Below are 18806 nucleotides of genomic sequence, written 5' to 3' on the forward strand. Positions count from 1 at the left end.
CCCCGCTTCTCCACATAAGAACGCCGGACTGTACGGCGCTGGATTTTGACATGGACAATACCATCCTCGAAATGCGGAACATCACCAAGACGTTCCCGGGCGTAAAAGCGCTGGAGAACGTGAACCTGAAGGTTCGCCAAGGTGAAATACACGCACTCGTTGGCGAAAATGGCGCTGGAAAGTCGACCCTCATGAAGGTCCTTTCGGGTGTTTACCCCGCTGGCACCTATGAAGGCGAAATTCATTATGAAGGTGAGCTACGCAATTTCAAAGCTATCAACGATAGCGAGGAAATCGGCATCATCATCATCCACCAGGAGCTGGCACTGGTGCCGCTTCTGTCGATCGCCGAAAACATTTTCCTCGGAAACGAGATCGCCACCAATGGCGTCATCAGCTGGCAGCAGACGTTCAATCGTACGCGCGAGCTTTTGAAGAAAGTCGGCCTGAAGGAATCGCCCGAAACGCTGATCACCGACATCGGTGTGGGCAAGCAGCAGCTGGTTGAAATCGCCAAGGCTCTTTCAAAGAGCGTTAAGCTGCTGATCCTCGACGAGCCCACGGCTTCGCTGAACGAGAGCGATTCGGAAGCGCTTCTCAACCTGCTGATCGAGTTCCGCAAGCAGGGCCTGACTTCCATCATCATCACGCACAAGCTGAACGAAGTGCGCAAGGTTGCAGACCAGATCACCGTTCTGCGCGATGGCATGACGGTGAAGACGCTCGACTGTCACAACGAAGAGATCAGCGAAGACGTCATCATCCGCAATATGGTGGGCCGCGATCTCGAAGACCGTTATCCACCACGCGACGTGCCGATCGGCGAGACCATTCTGGAAGTGAAGAACTGGAACGCCTATCACCAGCAGCACCGTGATCGCCAGATGCTTCACGACATCAACATCAATGTCCGCAAGGGCGAGGTTGTTGGTATTGCAGGGCTTATGGGTGCCGGCCGCACTGAATTCGCCATGAGCGTGTTCGGCAAGTCCTATGGTCACAAGATAACCGGCGACGTGATGATCCACGGCAAGCCAGTGGATGTCAGTACCGTTCGCAAAGCCATCGATGCCGGTCTCGCTTACGTCACTGAAGACCGCAAACATCTGGGTCTCGTGCTCAACGATAATATTTTGCACAACACGACGCTTGCCAATCTGGCCGGTGTGTCGTCTGCAAGCGTTATCGACGACCACAAGGAAATGTCGGTCGCGAATGATTTTCGCAAGCGTCTGCGCATCCGGTCTTCGGGAATTTTCCAGGAAACGGTCAACCTTTCCGGTGGCAACCAGCAAAAGGTCGTGCTGTCGAAATGGTTGTTCTCCAACCCTGACGTTCTCATTCTGGACGAACCGACGCGCGGTATCGACGTCGGTGCGAAATATGAAATCTACACCATTATCAACCAGCTCGCCGCCGAAGGAAAAGGTGTTCTGATGATCTCATCTGAAATGCCTGAACTGCTCGGCAATTGTGACCGCATCTACGTTATGAACGAAGGACGCATTGTCGCGGAATTGCCGAAGGGAGAGGCGAGCCAGGAAAGTATCATGCGCGCTATCATGCGCTCAGGGGAGAAGAACTGATGAGTTCGGCCAACACATCCACCGAAGAAAGCAACGTCATCTCAGTCGGCTCGTATATCCGGTCCAATATCCGGGAATACGGCATGCTGATTGCGCTCGTCGCCATCATGGTTTTCTTCCAGTTTTACACCGGCGGCATTCTGTTTCGCCCGGTTAACCTGACGAACCTGATCCTGCAGAACTCGTTCATCGTCATCATGTCGCTCGGCATGTTGCTGGTTATCGTCGCAGGCCATATCGACCTTTCGGTCGGCTCCATCGTTGCCTTTGTCGGCGCGGTTGCGGCCATCTTGACTGTGCAATGGGGCATGAACCCGCTTCTGGCGGCGTTAATCTGCCTCGGCGTCGGCGGTTTGATCGGCGCAGCGCAGGGCTACTGGATTGCCTATCACCGCATTCCGTCGTTCATCGTGACGCTTGCTGGCATGCTCGTGTTCCGCGGACTGACGCTGTTCGTTTTGGGCGGTAAGAACATCGGCCCGTTCCCGATCGATTTTCAGGTGGTCAGCACAGGCTTCCTGCCCGACATCGGCGGTATCGAAGGCTTCAACACGACCTCGATGGTTCTTACGCTTGCAATTACCATTGCGTTGTTCGTGCTCGGCCTTCGTCGTCGTCAGGTCAATGTGCGCCACGGCATCGATGTCGAGCCATTTGGTTTCTTTCTGGTTCAAAACGTTTTGATCGCTGCTGCGATCCTGTTCCTCGGCTATCAGTTGTCGACATATCGTGGTCTGCCGAACGTGCTGATCGTGATGCTGGTCCTGATTGCCGTTTACAGCTTCGTCACACGCCGCACGACAATCGGCCGCCGCATCTACGCGATGGGCGGCAATGAGAAGGCGACCAAGCTTTCCGGTATCAACACCGAACGCCTGAGCTTCCTGACCTTTGTCAACATGGGTGTTCTCGCCGGTCTTGCTGGCATGATCATCGCCACACGCTTGAACTCGGCAACGCCAAAGGCGGGTGCGGGCTTCGAACTCGACGTGATCGCAGCCTGCTTTATCGGCGGTGCTTCGGCCTCCGGCGGCGTTGGCAAGATCACCGGTGCCGTCATCGGTGCCTTCATCATGGGCGTTATGAACAATGGTATGTCGATTGTCGGCCTCGGCATCGACTTCCAGCAGATGGTCAAGGGTCTTGTGCTTTTGGCTGCCGTGTTCTTCGACGTTTACAACAAGAACAAGGGCTGATCGAAAGATCGGCTTACCAGAGATTGAACGACATGAGTGGCCGGTTTCCGGCCACTTCCATGAGATGCAGGCGTCATAACGTCTTTGAAAGGAACTACCGTGCTGATTTCTCAGATCAAGGATGCGAGCGGAAATATCATCGTCGCCGTTCGTGAAGAGGGTGGGCAAGCGCGTGCCGTCAACAATGCAGGCTCCGTTTATGCACTGGCCCTGGAGGCCGCCAATGGCGGAAAGTCGCTGGCCGATGTCGTTGCCGCGCGCGGCTACGGCGATGCTGTCGATCTCGAAGAAGCTTATGCGGAAGGCCGTTTCCTGCCGCCGATTACCCATCCGGATCCTGCGCATCTGCATCTGACGGGCACAGGCCTGACCCACCTTGGTTCGGCCGCCACGCGTGACAGCATGCACAAGAAGACCAGTGAATCATCCGACGAGAGCCTCACGGACTCCATGAAGATGTTCAAGATGGGTCTTGAGAATGGCAAGCCGAAGGCCGGTGAGAAGGGCGTTCAGCCCGAGTGGTTCTACAAGGGCAACGGTCATGTGGCGACATCGCCCGGCGCGGCACTTGTTTCTCCATCCTTTGCGCTCGATGGCGGTGAAGAGCCGGAAATGGCTGGTATCTATGTGATATCGGACAAGGGCGAGCCGTTCCGCATCGGTTTTGCTGTCTCCAACGAGTTCTCCGACCACGTTACCGAGCGGATCAACTATCTTTATCTCGCCCATTCCAAGCTGCGCCCAGCCAGCTTCGGCCCGGAAATCCGCGTCGGCGCACCGCCATCGGATATTCGCGGAACCTCACGTATCCTGCGCGATGGAAAGGTGATTTTTGAAAAGCCGTTCCTGTCGGGCGAAGATAACATGTCGCACACCTTCGCCAACCTCGAATATCACCACTTCAAGTATGGCCTGTTCCGCGCAGCCGGCGAAGTGCATGTGCACATGTTCGGCACCGCGACACTGTCTTTCGCTGACGGTGTGAAACCGGAAGCAGGCGATGTGTTCGAAATCGAAGCGGCCGGTTTCGGCCTGCCTTTGCGCAATGCGCTGCGGGTTGAGATGGAAGAGCCGGTTGTGATCCATCAGCTTTAAGTTCTCGGTTTGATGCCGACGATAAGCCCCGAACGCAACCGTTCGGGGCTTTTTTGTTTGGCTTGATCTATTGTTTTGTTATCCCTACCTAAAGCACATTCCCTGTCTCTATTCTTTGCAGAGAGTAAAAGCGGTGCTTGAGTGATTTTCATGTCGCAGTAGGGAATGCTTGAACTGTCATCCCTTATCCATCAGCACTGATAAATGCTCTCGCTCCCTCTCGGCTAGAGAGGTGTGAGCGTCCATGTCGCATCGCCCTTGCTGTGCGTAGCAAGAGTTCTGTCACTTCAATGGTACACGGCTGGCGGATTCGCATTCGTGTGTTGGCGCTTGAGTCTTTAGAAAGACGGAGTGCTGAATACGGTCTTCTTTAAAAGGGGAGTGAGCGCTTTGCTGTCTACGACAGCAGCGAGTGCATATCCCGCAAACAAAAACGGCGCGACCTAAGTCGCGCCGTTCGATTTCAGTAATAGCCGGTGAGTTTATGCGTTGCCATAAGCAGCAATAATGGCGGCTACCTGTTGGTCGTTGAGAGACTGCTTCTGCGCGTCTGTCAGACCATCAATAATGGTGTCTGTCAGTCCGGTAATCGCATCTGTCGTCAATCCAGCGAGCGAACCGACGCTCAGTGCAGCGATTTCAGCTGTGGTGAAGCTGTTGAGTTCATCACTGCTCAATGTTGCGACCTGTGCAGAGTTCAGCGCCTTCACTTGCGTTTCCGTCAGTGCAGCGATGTTGTCAGAGTTGAAGGTTGCCAGCTGACCGGCGGTAAGTGCTCCAACTTGTACTGCGGACAGTCCAACAACCTGATTGCTTGTCAATGTCGACAGGGCTTCGGTTGTGATCGCCTTTACCTGTAGAGCAGACAATCCAGCGATCTGAGTGGTCGTCAGTACGCCGAGCTGATCGGAGGTTAGGGAAGCAACCTGGGCCGTGTTGAGCTTGGAAAGCTGTCCAGCTGTCAAAGCGACAACCTTGTCAGTGTCCAGACCAGCAAGTGCTGCTGTCGTCAAGCCGGAAAGGGCTGCTGCGCTCAGTGCGGCAATCTCTCCAGTTGCGAAGCTGTTCAGTTCGTCCTTATCGAAGGTCGCGACCTGTGCTGCGCTCAGCGCACCGACCTGAGACGTGGTCAGAGCGATGATGTTGTCGGAGCTGAATGCTGCCAACTGTGCAGTGGTCAGTGCCGTCAGCTGCTTGTTGCTGAGAGCTTCGACCTGATTGCTCTGAAGACCCTTCAGCATTTCGGTTGTCAGAGCCCCGATTTGACCGGCGGTCAAAGAGGCGATCTGGGTTGTGGTGAGCGCCATAAGCTGGTCCGAGGTGACCGATCCAACCTGCAGAGTAGACAGCGCCTGAACTTGCGAGGCGGTGAGGGCGACGAGCTTATCCGTGCTCAGACCGGCTAGTGCACTCGTCGTCAGGCTTACGAGGGACTTGACGTTGAGAGCTGCGATTTCACCGGTAGAGAAGCTGTTCAGTTCGTCAGAGGACAGTGTCGCAACCTGAGCGGCGCTCAGCGCACCAACCTGTACCTGCGTCAGCGCTTCGATATTGTCGCTGTTGAAGGTCGCCAACTGATCGGCGCTGAGGGCACCAACCTGCACAGCAGACAGAGAACCAACCTGCGTGCTCTGCAAGCCAGTCAGGGCCTGTGTTGTGATTGCCTTGACCTGTAGAGCCGTCAACCCAGCGATCTGACCGCTTGTCAATACGCCGAGCTGGTCGGACGTAATGGAAGAAACCTGGGCCGTGTTGAGCTTGGAAACCTGTCCAGCTGTCAATGCGACAACCTTATCGGTGCCAAGGCCTGCAAGAGCAGTTGTGGTCAAGCCTGTGAGGGCAGCGACGCTGAGAGCGGCGATGTCTTCCGATGCCAAGCGGTTGAGTTCATCGCTATCGAACGTGGCAACCTGTGCTGCTGTCAGGGCACTGACCTGCGAGCTTGTCAGGGCTTCGATCTTGTCGGAGTCGAGACTTGCGATTTGTGCGGTGGTCAGAGCAGTGATCTGGGCATTCTTCAGCGAGCCAACCTGTGTAGACTGCAGACCTACCAGAGCGTCGGTTGTGACAGACACGATCTGCTTGGCAGTGAGAGCGCCCAGCTGAGTGGATGTAAGTGCCGTGATCTGGTCCGAAGTGATGGATGCGACCTGGGCATTCGACAGCGCCGCAACCTGCGTGGCGGTGAGTGCGACGAGTTTATCCGTGCTCAGGCCAGCCAGTGCTCCTGTCGTCAGGCCGGTCAGTGCCTTGACATTGAGAGCTGCGATTTCACTGGTGGAGAAGCTGTTGAGTTCGTCAGAGGACAGTGTTGCAATCTGAGCGGCGCTCAGGGCTGCGACATGCGAGCTGCTGAGAGCCTCGATGTTGTCGGAGCTCAAGCTTGACAACTGATCGACGGTGAGTGCGGAAACCTGCGAAGCTGACAGGGAACCAACCTGCGTGCTCTGCAAGCCAGTCAGGGCCTGGGTTGTGATCGCCTTGACCTGTAGAGCTGTCAAACCAGCGATCTGACCGCTTGTCAATACGCCGAGCTGATCGGATGTGATGGAAGAGACCTGTGCCGTGTTGAGCTTGGAAACCTGTCCAGCTGTCAAAGCGACAACCTTATCGGTGCCAAGGCCTGCAAGAGCAGTTGTGGTCAAGCCTGTGAGGGCAGCGACGCTGAGAGCGGCGATGTCTTCCGATGCCAAGCGGTTGAGTTCATCGCTATCGAACGTGGCAACCTGTGCCGCGGTCAGAGCGCTAACCTGCGAGCTTGTCAGGGCTTCGATCTTGTCGGAGTCGAGACTTGCGAGCTGTGCAGTGGTCAGAGCAGCGATCTGGGCATTCTTCAGCGAGCCAACCTGAGTGGACTGCAGACCTACGAGAGCGTCGGTTGTGACAGACACGATCTGCTTTGCAGTGAGAGCGCCCAGCTGCGTGGATGTGAGTGCCGTAACCTGATCCGAAGTGATGGATGCGACCTGGGCATTCGACAGCGCTGCAACCTGCGTGGCGGTGAGTGCGACGAGTTTGTCCGTGCTCAGACCGGCTAGTGCTCCCGTCGTCAGGCTTGTGAGGGACTTGACGTTGAGAGCTGCGATTTCGCCGGTAGAGAAGCTGTTGAGTTCGTCAGAGGAGAGTGTCGCAACCTGAGCGGCGCTCAGTGCACCAACCTGTACCTGCGTCAACGCTTCTACGTTTTCGGAGTTGAAGGTCGACAACTGGTCAACAGTGAGTGCACCAACCTGCGTGGCAGACAGAGAACCAACCTGCGTGCTCTGCAAGCCAGTCAGGGCCTGTGTTGTGATCGCCTTGACCTGTACAGCCGTCAAACCAGCGATCTGACCGCTTGTCAGTACGCCGAGCTGATCGGATGTGATGGAAGCAACCTGGGCCGTGCTGAGCTTGGAAACCTGTCCAGCTGTCAATGCGACAACCTTATCGGTGCCAAGGCCTGCAAGAGCAGTTGTGGTCAGGCCTGTAAGGGCAGCAACGCTGAGGGCGGCAATGTCTTCCGAGGCGAAGCGGTTGATTTCATCGCTGTCGAGAGAGCTGACCTGCGCTGCAGTCAAAGCGGCGACCTGCGAGCTTGTCAGGGCTTCGATTTTATCAGTGTCGAGAGCGCTGAGCTGGGTGGAGGTCAGGGCAGCGATCTGTGCGGTCTTCAGTGAACCGACCTGTGTGGACTGCAGACCTGCCAGAGCTTCCGTCGTAACAGAAACGATCTGCTTTGCGGTCAGAGAGCTCAGCTGTGTGGATGTCAGTGCCGTGATCTGGTCCGAAGTGATGGATGCGACCTGGACATTCGACAGCGATGCAATCTGCGTGGCGGTGAGTGCGACGAGCTTATCCGTGCTCAGGCCGGCCAGTGCTGACGTCGACAGGCTTGTGAGCGTCTTGGCGCTGAGAGCTGCGATTTCGCCGGTCGAGAAGCTGTTGAGTTCGTCAGAGGACAGTGTACCAAGCTGCGCGGCTGTCAGCACTGCAACCTGCGAGCTGGTCAGTGCCTCGATGTTCTCGGACGAGAGAGCATCGAATTGGCTCGAGTAAAGCGCGACGATCTGGGTAGCCGAAAGGACGGAAACCTGTTCCGAACCGATGGCACCAAGCTGATCGACGCTCAAACCGACGATGGCTTTGGCGGAGATAGCAGAGATCGAGGCAGTGGTGAATGAGCTGATCGTGTCAGTTTTGAACGCGGCGATCTGCGCCGACGATAAAGACGCGACCTGCTTGGCGCTCAAAGCTGCGACGTCATCGGATTTTAAGCTATTAATGGTGCTGGTTGTAAGGTTTGAAATCTGTTTGACAGAAAGTGAAGAGATAATTGAAGTCATGGACACGTGCCCCCGTTGATAACTGGCCAAAGCGCCACCCACCGTGTCAATCTCGCGCCGCGCAGCCATAAGGCCGCATCCGATCCCCCGGATGCGCTTTTGCGCGAACTGACAAAGTGTCTCATCCGCTCGACGGTTGCGTCGCTCGAGTGAGAGTCCGTTCTGGACAATAGCAAGATTAAGCAGAACATGGCTCGTGTGAGCCGGCGCTTGGAAGGGCATCATGCGTACAGAACTCTTATGGGGTTCTGATCCCTACGCCATCAGACATTAGAGCTTCGCTTTAAGGGCGACGCTTTTGGAACACGTGCCGCACCAATATAGTGCGTCAGCGAATACCTCATATGACCGGCGTCACTATCGTTCAAAAAGTGTGAAATATTGGTTAACGCGGTTGCGCTACTTATGTGTTGTCGAAGTCGCTGTGGAGTCTAAATGGGCCGAATATTCTTAACGGGTACCAGAATTTGCGTCACAAAGTAGGAATTTCAAATCTCGCTCTTGAGGATTCAAGAGTATCGACGTCTTTTAGTTGGCTATAAAATAGNAGGAATTTCAAATCTCGCTCTTGAGGATTCAAGAGTATCGACGTCTTTTAGTTGGCTATAAAATAGAAATTTGCTCCTATCGCATAGATGGCGACTTTTTTTGGCATGAGAACGTTTTAACAGGATTTTACCAAATAAAAAATATTTCCGGTTGTGGATTTTGAAGAGAGATGGCCCGCATCTGCCGTTTCCCCTTGTTCAACTCGAGTATATTTCGAGAATATTTTCGTATAAAAGGAATTTCAACCAATAAAAATATCGATATAGGCAGAAGTTAAGGTGCTCATCGAAAATACTGGCGAGCTTTTTCGATGCAGGCGAAGCTCGGACTCTCATTGAGAGGCCATAGCTTCAGGCGACTGCGGATTGCTCTTAAGACTGACTTTGGCTCTGAGATTGCTGCACCGTTACGGACACTGTCAGGCTTTCTCCTGAGAGCCCCACACGCATGCCGGAGACCGGCGCACAATCGCGATAGCTGAGGCCGCTGGCAATACGGACGTATCGTTCGTCGGGGCACAGCTTGTTGGCAGCATCAAAGCCGACCCAACCCAGGCCTGGAACATGGGCTTCCGCCCATGCATGTGTGGCAATCTGCTCCGCCACGTCTTCCATCATCAGATAGCCGGAGACATAGCGCGCCGGTAGACCCATGTGGCGAGCAGCGGAAATGAAGATGTGGGTGTGGTCCTGGCAAACACCTTTGCCGGCTTCCAAGGCCTCTTCCGCTGTCGTTTCCGTTCCCGTTGATCCGGTTTCATACTCCACTTCGAGATGGATGAGAGCCATCAACTCGTGCAGGCGCTCCAGTGGCGTGTCGCCCATGGATTGTCGTGCGAGATCTCGAATGAGCTTGCCTGTTTTGGTAAGGGGCGTTTCACGCATGAAAAGCCAAAGCGGTGCATTGCCAATATGGGTGCCGAACACGCCCGCCTTGTCGATCGTCTCGACTTCACCGCATGCAATCACCTTGACAGCGCTACGAGGACCTTCGGTTTCCACCAGTTCAACGCGGTTGCCGAAGTGGTCGTCATAGCGAACCTCGAGCTTTGCCCCGTCGACGGTCACGTCCCAGTCCAACACCGTTTGCGTCGGCCCACTCGCGGGCGTCAGCCGCAGGCGTTGCAGCGAATAGGGGACCGGTTCATCATAGAGATATTCTGTCGTGTGATTGATCTTTAAACGCATGCCATGTCCCCGTATTACGTTTCCCGCTCACTACTGGTAGAAGCGGTAGCCATCCGTAATTTCCTGTCCCAATTGCGCGTTTTTGTTGACAAACAGCTCGAGAAACTCGTGCAAGCCTTGATCCATCACGCGGTTTATCGTTGTTTTCTGCAACGTCGCCTGAATGGCTTCCGCCGTGTCATGCGCCTTGTGTCTTTCTTCATAGTCATCGGCAAGATGTTTCAAGTTGCTGACGATCTTCTCGTAACAATAGGCGAGGGATCGTGGCATTCTTCCATTCAAGATCAGGAAGTCGGCAATATTGGCCGGTTTATACTCCGCGTCATAAACCCAGCCGTAAGAGCGGTGTGCTGAAACAGAGCGCAGAATGGATTCCCACTGCGCATTGTCCAGTGATGACCCCACTTGCGCCGCCGCAGGTAGAAGCACGTAATATTTCACATCCAGAATGCGCGCGGTGTTGTCAGCGCGCTCGATGAAAGTGCCGATACGCGAGAAGTTATAGAGATCATTGCGCAGCATCGACCCATGAAACGCGCCTCGCACAAGGCCGGCTCTATGCTTAATCACATCGATGACTTGCGGTAACTCTGCCGCCTTTACTTTGCGACCAAGGAGATTCTTGAGTTCGATCCAGAATTCGTTGGTCGCTTCCCAGGTTTCACGCGTCAGTGCCGTGCGCACCATGCGGGCATTGTTTCTGCCGAATTCGATGCAGGACATGACACTCGAGGGATTTGATTTGTCCCGAAGCATGTAGTCGATGGCATCTGCCGACGTGACTTTTTCGTGGTGTTCGAGAAACTCCTCGTGGGCACCGGCGCTTTGCAGCACGCCGTCCCAGTCCTCATCGCCTCCGCCACTTCTGGTCAACGAGACACGCATGCCCGCATCCACCAGTCTTGCAATGTTTTCCGCACGCTCGATGTAGCGGAACATCCAGTAGAGTCCGTTCGCCGTTCTTCCCAGCATGGCTTAGTCCTCCAGTACCCAGGTATCCTTGGTGCCGCCGCCCTGGCTGGAATTCACCACCAGTGATCCCTGCTTAAGCGCAACGCGTGTCAATCCGCCAGGAATGATCTTCACCTTGTCTGAGACCAGAACATAGGGACGAAGATCGACGTGGCGCGGCGCGATGCCGTTTTTCACCATGATAGGCACTGTGGAAAGTGAAAGCGTGGGCTGAGCGATGTAGTTGGACGGGCGGGAACGAAGCTTGTCGGCAAACAACGCGCGCTCTTTCTTGGACGCCGTAGGGCCGACCAGCATTCCGTAGCCGCCAGAACCGTGAACTTCCTTCACGACCAGATCCGCGAGATTGTCCAAAACATATTTCAGACTATCCGGCTCCGAGCACCGCCATGTCGGCACATTTTCGAGAAGTGGCTTGCGGCCGGTATAGAACTCGACGATTTCAGGCATGTAGGAATAGATCGCCTTGTCATCGGATATGCCGGTGCCTGGCGCATTGGCGATGGTAATGTTGCCTGCGCGATAAACGTCCATGATACCAGGGACACCCAGCGCGGAGTCAGGCCGGAAGGTGAGGGGATCAAGGAAGTCGTCATCCACGCGGCGGTAGAGCACGTCGATGGCCTCATAGCCGCGTGTCGTGCGCATCTTGACCTTGCCGTCCATAACGCGCAGGTCGGAACCCTCCACGAGTTCGACGCCCATCATGTCGGCAAGGAACGAGTGTTCGTAATAGGCCGAGTTATGGATGCCAGGGGTCAGAACGGCGACACGTGGTTTGCCTTTGCAGCCCGGAGGCGCAAGCGAAGCCAGCGACTGGCGAAGCTGATAGGGGTAGTCCTCGACCCTGCGAACCTTGTTCTCATGGAACAGTTCCGGGAACATCTGCATCATCGTTTCGCGGTTTTCCAGCATGTAGCTGACACCGGACGGTGTGCGGGCATTGTCCTCGAGAACGTAGAACTGGTCTTCGCCGGTGCGAACGATGTCTGTGCCAACAATGTGCGTGTAGACGCCGCCGGGTGGCTTGAAGCCGATCATTTCAGGCAGAAACGCTTCGTTCCGCTCGATCAGTTCACGGGGAATGCGTCCAGCGCGAATGATTTCCTGCTTGTGGTAGATATCATCCAGAAAGGCGTTGAGCGCCAAAACCCGCTGTTCGATGCCCTGCGCCAGTTTGCGCCACTCTCTGGCTGAGATGATGCGGGGAATGATGTCGAAGGGGATGAGCTTTTCGGCGCTGTCGGCATGGCCGTAAACAGCAAAGGTGATGCCTGTTTTTCGAAAGATGTTTTCAGCGTCACGAGACTTCTGGATCAGATGCGATCTGTCCTGACGGCTGTACCAGTCATTATAGGTTTTATATGGGCTTCGCGGAGTGGAGTCCGCATCAATCATTTCGTCAAATGCCAACTTTATGTTCCCCATTTTTGCCCATTTGAATACAACGACGACAGCAATGCAAGAACCATGCGCTGTCTAGACCGAGATTTTTTGCCACCTGCGGCTTTGCTAAATATGCAAAAAATAAGCAGTTTCGCCTTTTGTGACGTAAAATGCGGCGCAGTGGCAAAGGGTTCCTTCGCCGCGCTCGACGCAGTGCCGATTTGCAAAGACCGTCATCGAATTTTCTGCCTAAATTTAAGCCATTCTCATCTCGCTCGCCCGCCGCTGATTGATGTGCTCGTGCCTATACTTGGTTAATTGTCGTGGCCGCAATTAGAGGTTTGTTAACCATAAAATTATACTCCTTGGTAACAGAGAGATTCATCGACCGGGGGTAATATGTCTATTTCGCGCCGTGGAGTCCTGTTCGGACTACCGCTTCTTCTTGCAGGTTGCGCCAGCACCAATTTCGTTCAGCAAAAGCAAAACTATGCCGCCGTGCCGGATGAGAAGTTTCCGCTGAAGGCGATGCCTCTGGATAAGATCGACCCGGAACTGCGTCGCCAGGAAGTCGCCTATCAGACCACACATCCAGCCGGAACAGTGGTTGTCGATACGCCGGCGCGTCGCCTCTATTACGTCATGGGTAACGGTCGTGCCATGCGTTACGGTGTCGGCGTTGGCCGTCAGGGACTGGCGCTGCGCGGAAACGCATATATTGGCCGTAAGGCCGAATGGCCGAGCTGGACGCCAACTCCGAACATGATCCGTCGTGAGCCGGATCGTAACCGCAAATATGCAGGTGGCATGCCAGGCGGCCCGAACAATCCGCTGGGTGCGCGCGCGCTGTACCTCTACCGCGATGGCGGCGATACGATGTTCCGTCTGCATGGCACCAACCAGCCGCAGTCTATCGGTCATGCCATGTCCAGCGGCTGCATTCGCATGCTGAACCACGACATTATCGATCTTTACCAGCGCGTACCGGTCGGTTCGCGAGTTGTTGTTCTGCAGGCCTAAAAGACCTTATTAACGCCGCGATCCGGCGCTCTTTGCACCGGATCGCAACCTTACTGATGGCGGTGACCGCATGTGTCGTTTTCTTGCCTATTCCGGCTCTCCCGTTTGGCTCGACAGTCTTCTGATCGAACCGGAAAGCTCTCTCGTCAGCCAATCCATGGCAGCGCGTGAGGCGAAAACGGTGGTCAATGGCGATGGCTGCGGCATAGGCTGGTACGGTGAACGCGGCGAGCCCGGTATCTATCGCGGCATTCTGCCAGCATGGTCGGATCGCAATCTGACATCCTTGTGCCACCAGTTGCGGGCCGGAATTTTTCTGGCGCATGTGCGCTCTGCCACGACTGGCGGCGTCTCCATGGCAAACTGCCATCCCTTCGGATGGGGTCGCCACCTTTTCATGCACAATGGCCAGATTGGCGGCTACGAAAAGGTCAAGCGCGACATTGAAATCCTCATTCCCGATGAAGTCTATTCTTCTCGCGCTGGAAACAGCGACAGCGAAGCGATTTTTCTCATCGCGGCCGGTGTGGGTCTGGATCGCGATCCCATCGGCGCACTGACCAAAACGTTGCAGATATGCATGGATGTGGTCGATAGGTCGGGTGTCGATCAGCCCATCCGTTTCAGCGCCATTCATACGGATGGTGAAAAGCTGCATGCTTTCCGCTGGTCAAGCGATGCGCGTCCGCCAACACTTTATTGGCGCAATGTGGGGCAGGGCATAGCGGTTGCCTCCGAACCGTTTGCGACCGGTCTGGAGAAATGGGAAATCATCCCGGCGAACACGGTCGCAACGATTGTTGGCACCCACATCACATTCGCGCCGTTCAATCCGGTTCAGCAGCCCCAGGCACTCATGATCGCCTGAGCCTCTGGGCGGAGAAATACGCCGAGAGCTCAATCTCAGCGATGGCGAATTCGGGTTGGTCTATAATCATCAATAGCGGCGTCGCATTCACATCTCAGATCATCGTCATGGGCATATATTGTATTTTGATCTGCGCTGTTTTGCTGTCGCTTACCCGTCATGTTCGCATGAGATGACGAGGGGCATTTCGGATGCTTTTTGAAAGCTGATCACGATTGTTTGTACCCCTTGTGAATTGCTGGGTAGCCCGTTGTTTTTGGCCCGGAAAGGTGTATCTCGAATTGCTGCATTTTTCAGTTAGGTTTTAACGATCATCAAGTTGAACCTGCTTTATAAGGACAAAATAAAATGGCATTTTTTGAAAAACTATCGCGCTACCAGCCTTACGGACTGGCCGCGTTGCGGATCATCACCGCGCTTCTGTTCATCGAGCACGGCACGCAGAAACTGTTCGGTTTCCCGGCCTCGACGATGGAAGGTTCTCTTCCCCCAATGTTGCTGGTTGCCGCTCTTCTCGAGGTTATTGGCGGCGTACTCATTCTCGTCGGACTTTTCACCCGTCCGGTCGCATTCATTCTGTCGGGCCAGATGGCCGTTGCTTACTTCATGGCACACGCACCGAAAAGCTTCTTCCCGGTTTTGAACGGCGGCGATGGTGCCATTCTGTTCTGCTTCATCTTTCTTTATCTGGTCGTTGCTGGCGCAGGTGCCTTGTCCGTCGACGGTCAGCGCCGCTAATCGCTTTCAAATCTGAAGTCTTGAACGCCGCGTGGGATATTCTCAGGCGGCGTTTTAATTCGACTTCGACTCTGAGGCCATGTGCGATGGTCTCATCAACCACTTGTCGATTTTTGCCTGGAGCAGTTCGGGGCTGATGGGCTTTGAAAGATAATCGTCCATTCCCACGGCAAGACACAGGTCACGATCGCTGTCTTGCGCATAGGCCGTCACGCCAATGATCGGGACGCGCCTTGCGTTGGGCGTCTTCTGTTCTTCAGCCCGAATAGCCTGGGTTGCCTGATGGCCGTTCATGACCGGCATCGACACATCCATCAAAATGATGGAGGGCCTATCGTTTCTCCACGCTTCGACCGCTTTTTTCCCATTGTTGACGATGCGAAAATCCAGGTCAGTCTGCTGGAGAATTTGGGTGAATACGATCTGGTTGACGTCATTGTCTTCCGCAATCAGCACATCCAGTGACCCTGACGTTGATCTGACCTCTGATATTTGCGCCTCACTGCGAAAGGCTGACGCTTCAGCCGTGGCGCGATGGCTGGGCTCTGCGCTTTTTTTTGCTCGGTTTTGAAATTCCGGTACGGCAACGACATCGATCTGGTCTTGAAAGGCGCGTTTTGCGCGGGATGTGCGAACCACATCTGTCAATGTTTTGCGCAGAAGTCTGGCTCGCACCGGCTTCATGAGGTGTGCGTCGAACTGGATTTCCGGTTCAGGCTTATCGTGGTTCACCGCATCCATTGATGTCAGAAAAATCATCACCGTATCGGCCAGCCGAGGATCGCTTTTAATCGCGCTCGCCACCTGCATGCCGTCCATATCAGGCATATGATAATCCAGAATGACCGCATCTATATCGAAGCCGATCGCAGCCGCCTCTTTCAGGATGGCCAGACCCGCCGGGCCGCTGTCAGCCGCATAGCTATCGACACCCCAACCGGTCAGTTGTTCGGTCAATATCTGCCGGTTCACTTCATTGTCGTCGATGACAAGGACGCTGACTTTTTTCGTATCGATCAGGCCCACTGCCTGCTCGGATCGGTTTCCAACGATGCGCAGCGGCAAGGTGACGGTGAAGGTCGAGCCCTGGCCGACGGTGCTTTCCACGTCTACTTTACCGCCGAAAAGCCCTGCAAGTCCGACTGTGATGGCAAGTCCGAGGCCAGTGCCTTCATGTCTTCGGGTCGAGGATGTATCTGCCTGGCTGAATTTTTCAAATATGCGGTTCAACTGGTGTTGGGCGATGCCGATGCCGGTATCTGTCACCCGCAGGCTCATGATGAGTTCGCTGTCGTCAACACTGTCTGCGGCAAGCTCTATGAGAACGTGGCCGGTTTCGGTGAACTTGATGGCGTTTGCGATGAGGTTCGTCGCAATCTGCCGGAAACGGCCTGCGTCACCGCTCACAAGGTGCTTGAACGAAGCGTCGATGCGCACGATGAGCTCGATGTTCTTCTCCAGCGCCTGAGAAGACAATAGCGAGGCGACATCTTCCACGGCTTCTACCGCGTCAAAAGACGTGCTGCGCAAGGTCATCTGACCGGCATCGATCTTGGAGAAGTCGAGGATGTCGTTGATGATGGTCAACAGCGCGTTGCCGGATTTCACGATGACATCGGTGAACGTTCTCTGACGTGTGTCGAGCTTGGATTTGGCCAGCAATTCCGCCATGCCGAGGACGCCGTTCATTGGCGTTCTGATCTCGTGGCTCATATTCGCCAGGAATTCGGATTTTGCTCTGTCTGCAGCTTTTGCGCGGGCCAAAAGGCCTTCAAGTTCCGCTTCGCGCTGCTTCATGTCGGTGACGTCGGTTACGATGACAAGCCAGTATCCGCCAGCGCCGATGGTTGCTTCCACGTTGAGCCAGCGCTTCGATTCGACTTGCGTAAGCAATGAGAATGGTCTGGCAGCCGCGACGTTATCCATCCACTGCGCCCGTGTTGCGGCTGCTGTTTCTTCATCTCCAAAGTCACCGCGCGCCGCGCAATAGGCAAAGAATGGCAACCAGCTTTGACCCTTGGCAAGAAGGTCTGGCGGCACATCGAACATGCGCGACATCGCATCATTCGACATGATGATTTCACCGTTCTGGATCAGAGCGAGCCCTTGCGCCATAACGCGGGTCGCGTCCTGCATATACTCGCCCACCCGCTGCAATTCCTGCCGGGCAGCACTAATTTCCTTATCGCGGGCACGAACCGCCGTGCTGTCGGAAAAGGTAATGAGGATCTTATTTCCGGCAATCCGTTGTTTGGACAGTATCGTGAACTTACCCGATTTGCTCTCGATTTCCCGGGACGTATAATCATCAACCAGGCTCAGCCGTTCCACCCGGTCGTGATAGGCATCTTCTAAGCTCGTATCGCCGAAATCATACTTGCCGCTCGCATAGCCCATCTCGAAATATCGCCGATAGGGTTGACCGGTAAGGTCGATTTGCTCTTCGACCTCCCACAGATCGTAAAAAGTGGTGTTCGCGTATTCGATTGTCAGATCAGGCCCCAGCACCATCACGCCCACAGGCAGGGAGCGAAGGATCGACTGCACTTCCGCGTGAAGCCTCTCGGCATCGTTGCGGGCAACCAGCAATTCCTGTTTTTGTTGCATCAGTGGCGTGGTGTCCGTCACAGAGCCAACCAGGTAGGGCTCGTTATCAGGGCTTATCATCCGACCGACTCTGATGATGGTCGGAACGGACGTACCGTCATTCAGCACGATTTCTTCGGTTTTCTGTAGTTCCTCACCGGTTTGGAGAACATGATCGTTCTCCTGTCGGAAGCGTTCGCCCTCATGGACGAATATATCAGACTCGGTCAGGCCATAATATTTATCGCGGGGCTCGCCCCAGAGCGTTTCATAGGATGCGTTGGCATAGGTCAGTCGGCGTTCGCTATCCAGCATGAAGACGGCAACAGGTACGCGCTCCAGTGCTTCCCGGAAAAGCCAGTTTTCGCGCGTGTGTTTCTCCAGCAGAATTTCTTGCGTTCTGGCATCGCTGACATCGATGTGAAGTACGATGAGCATGCCATTTTCAAGACGTTTGTTGATGAAACGTATGAAGCGGCCGCTGCACATTTCCTCCGTGAACTCGGAGTGAGGCTTGCGGGTTTCCGCCATTTTCCCTTCGACCCAGGCGTCTCTATCCGCCGGGCTCAACGCGTCCAGATCCCTGACCTTTATATAGAGATCATGGAAAGCTTTGCCGATTGTTTTCAGTTCGAGGCCGGATTGCCAATCGAGATTGAGTTCGCGATACAAACTTTCAAGGCGGGCGTTGGAATAGATCAGCCTGTCTTCAGCGCTGTAAACGGCGATCGCCACGTCCAGCAGATCGAGTACGCTTTTGCCGATCAGCGTTTCATTTCTATCCGCCAACGGCTGCCCCACTAAAGAAGGCATGGCTTCGAAGAGTTCGAACAAGAACAAAGCGCCGTCTTCGGTTTCGAACCGTTCGCATTTCATGGCCTGGGCTTCGTTTGAGCGTTGGCCTTTGAGCAGGATCACTTCTTCCGTCGCGAAAACCAGCGAGCGGCGTTCCTTGTCTTCCCGCTCCATATCATCCGTGATGCCGAATAGCTCGTGTGTGGTCTTGTTGCGGAAATCGGCGAGGGGGCGCTCGGCAAACTGCGCATAGGCCGCATTGACGCAGACGTATCGCAATTGACTGTCTTTGATGCAGGCGGGCAGATCCAGCGTTCGAACGCCTTCACATGCTTTTTCAAGCAATCCGCCCCCAGTCATCAAAATATTCTCCGTCGCCGCCTGTAACACGTAAAGAATCAGTGCTTCGCTGCCATCGTTCTTCTCAATCGAAACTATTGTATAACAATTAAATTGGCTATCTGCCGCGGCGGATTAATAGAGTTTGTTAACTATAGTTTTTCACG

General features: G+C 54.8%; 11 protein-coding genes. 6 read left to right on the forward strand and 5 right to left on the reverse strand.

What is annotated here, in order from left to right; genetic code table 11:
* The first annotated feature begins 50 nt into the window (after positions 1–50).
* The 3 genes from gguA (at position 51) to araD1 (ending at position 3877) form a co-directional block, all read left to right on the forward strand.
* Complete coding sequence (gguA, locus tag CPJ18_RS04945) at positions 51–1586, forward strand: sugar ABC transporter ATP-binding protein GguA (protein ID WP_077117838.1); 1536 nt, start codon at positions 51–53, stop codon at positions 1584–1586.
* Positions 1586–2782, forward strand: a complete 1197-nt coding sequence (gene mmsB / locus CPJ18_RS04950; protein ID WP_077103926.1) for a multiple monosaccharide ABC transporter permease — start codon at positions 1586–1588, stop codon at positions 2780–2782. The genes gguA and mmsB overlap by 1 nt, the downstream gene beginning before the upstream one ends.
* 99 nt (positions 2783–2881) lie before the next feature.
* Entirely contained in the window at positions 2882–3877 is a 996-nt protein-coding gene (gene araD1 / locus CPJ18_RS04955; protein ID WP_103657225.1) for an AraD1 family protein, read from the forward strand.
* 482 nt (positions 3878–4359) lie between these two features.
* Here araD1 and CPJ18_RS04960 read toward each other — a convergent pair whose 3' ends face one another.
* The 4 genes from CPJ18_RS04960 to CPJ18_RS04975 all read right to left on the reverse strand — a co-directional run bounded on the left by CPJ18_RS04960 (position 4360) and on the right by CPJ18_RS04975 (position 12320).
* Positions 4360–8199: a beta strand repeat-containing protein gene (locus CPJ18_RS04960; protein ID WP_146258649.1), complete on the reverse strand. Its 3840-nt coding sequence runs from the start codon at positions 8197–8199 to the stop codon at positions 4360–4362.
* 920 nt (positions 8200–9119) lie between these two features.
* Positions 9120–9935 carry a transglutaminase family protein gene (locus tag CPJ18_RS04965; RefSeq protein WP_077117832.1) on the reverse strand — a complete coding sequence of 272 codons (816 nt, stop codon included), beginning with the start codon at positions 9933–9935 and terminating at the stop codon, positions 9120–9122.
* 30 nt (positions 9936–9965) lie between these two features.
* A complete protein-coding gene (locus CPJ18_RS04970) occupies positions 9966–10907 on the reverse strand; it encodes an alpha-E domain-containing protein (RefSeq protein ID WP_077103918.1) in 942 nt (313 codons plus the stop codon).
* A gap of 3 nt (positions 10908–10910) precedes the next feature.
* Positions 10911–12320, reverse strand: coding sequence for a circularly permuted type 2 ATP-grasp protein (locus CPJ18_RS04975; RefSeq protein WP_167397833.1), 1410 nt, complete (start codon positions 12318–12320; stop codon positions 10911–10913).
* 372 nt (positions 12321–12692) lie between these two features.
* Here CPJ18_RS04975 and CPJ18_RS04980 point away from each other — a divergent pair, with 372 nt between their 5' ends.
* The 3 genes from CPJ18_RS04980 to CPJ18_RS04990 all read left to right on the forward strand — a co-directional run bounded on the left by CPJ18_RS04980 (position 12693) and on the right by CPJ18_RS04990 (position 14919).
* A complete protein-coding gene (locus CPJ18_RS04980) occupies positions 12693–13313 on the forward strand; it encodes a L,D-transpeptidase (RefSeq protein ID WP_077117828.1) in 621 nt (206 codons plus the stop codon).
* A 70-nt stretch (positions 13314–13383) separates the two neighbouring features.
* Positions 13384–14181 (forward strand): class II glutamine amidotransferase, encoded by a 798-nt coding sequence (locus CPJ18_RS04985; protein ID WP_103657227.1) that lies wholly within the window; start codon positions 13384–13386, stop codon positions 14179–14181.
* Between the two features lie 348 nt (positions 14182–14529).
* Positions 14530–14919: a DoxX family protein gene (locus CPJ18_RS04990; RefSeq protein WP_077117824.1), complete on the forward strand. Its 390-nt coding sequence runs from the start codon at positions 14530–14532 to the stop codon at positions 14917–14919.
* A 54-nt stretch (positions 14920–14973) separates the two neighbouring features.
* On the opposite strand, the gene CPJ18_RS04995 is transcribed toward CPJ18_RS04990, so the two are convergent.
* A complete protein-coding gene (locus CPJ18_RS04995) occupies positions 14974–18660 on the reverse strand; it encodes a response regulator (protein ID WP_103657228.1) in 3687 nt (1228 codons plus the stop codon).
* Between the last annotated feature and the right edge of the window lie 146 nt (positions 18661–18806).

This window comes from Agrobacterium rosae, from assembly GCF_002915175.1.
Classification (GTDB): Bacteria; Pseudomonadota; Alphaproteobacteria; order Rhizobiales; family Rhizobiaceae; genus Agrobacterium; species Agrobacterium rosae.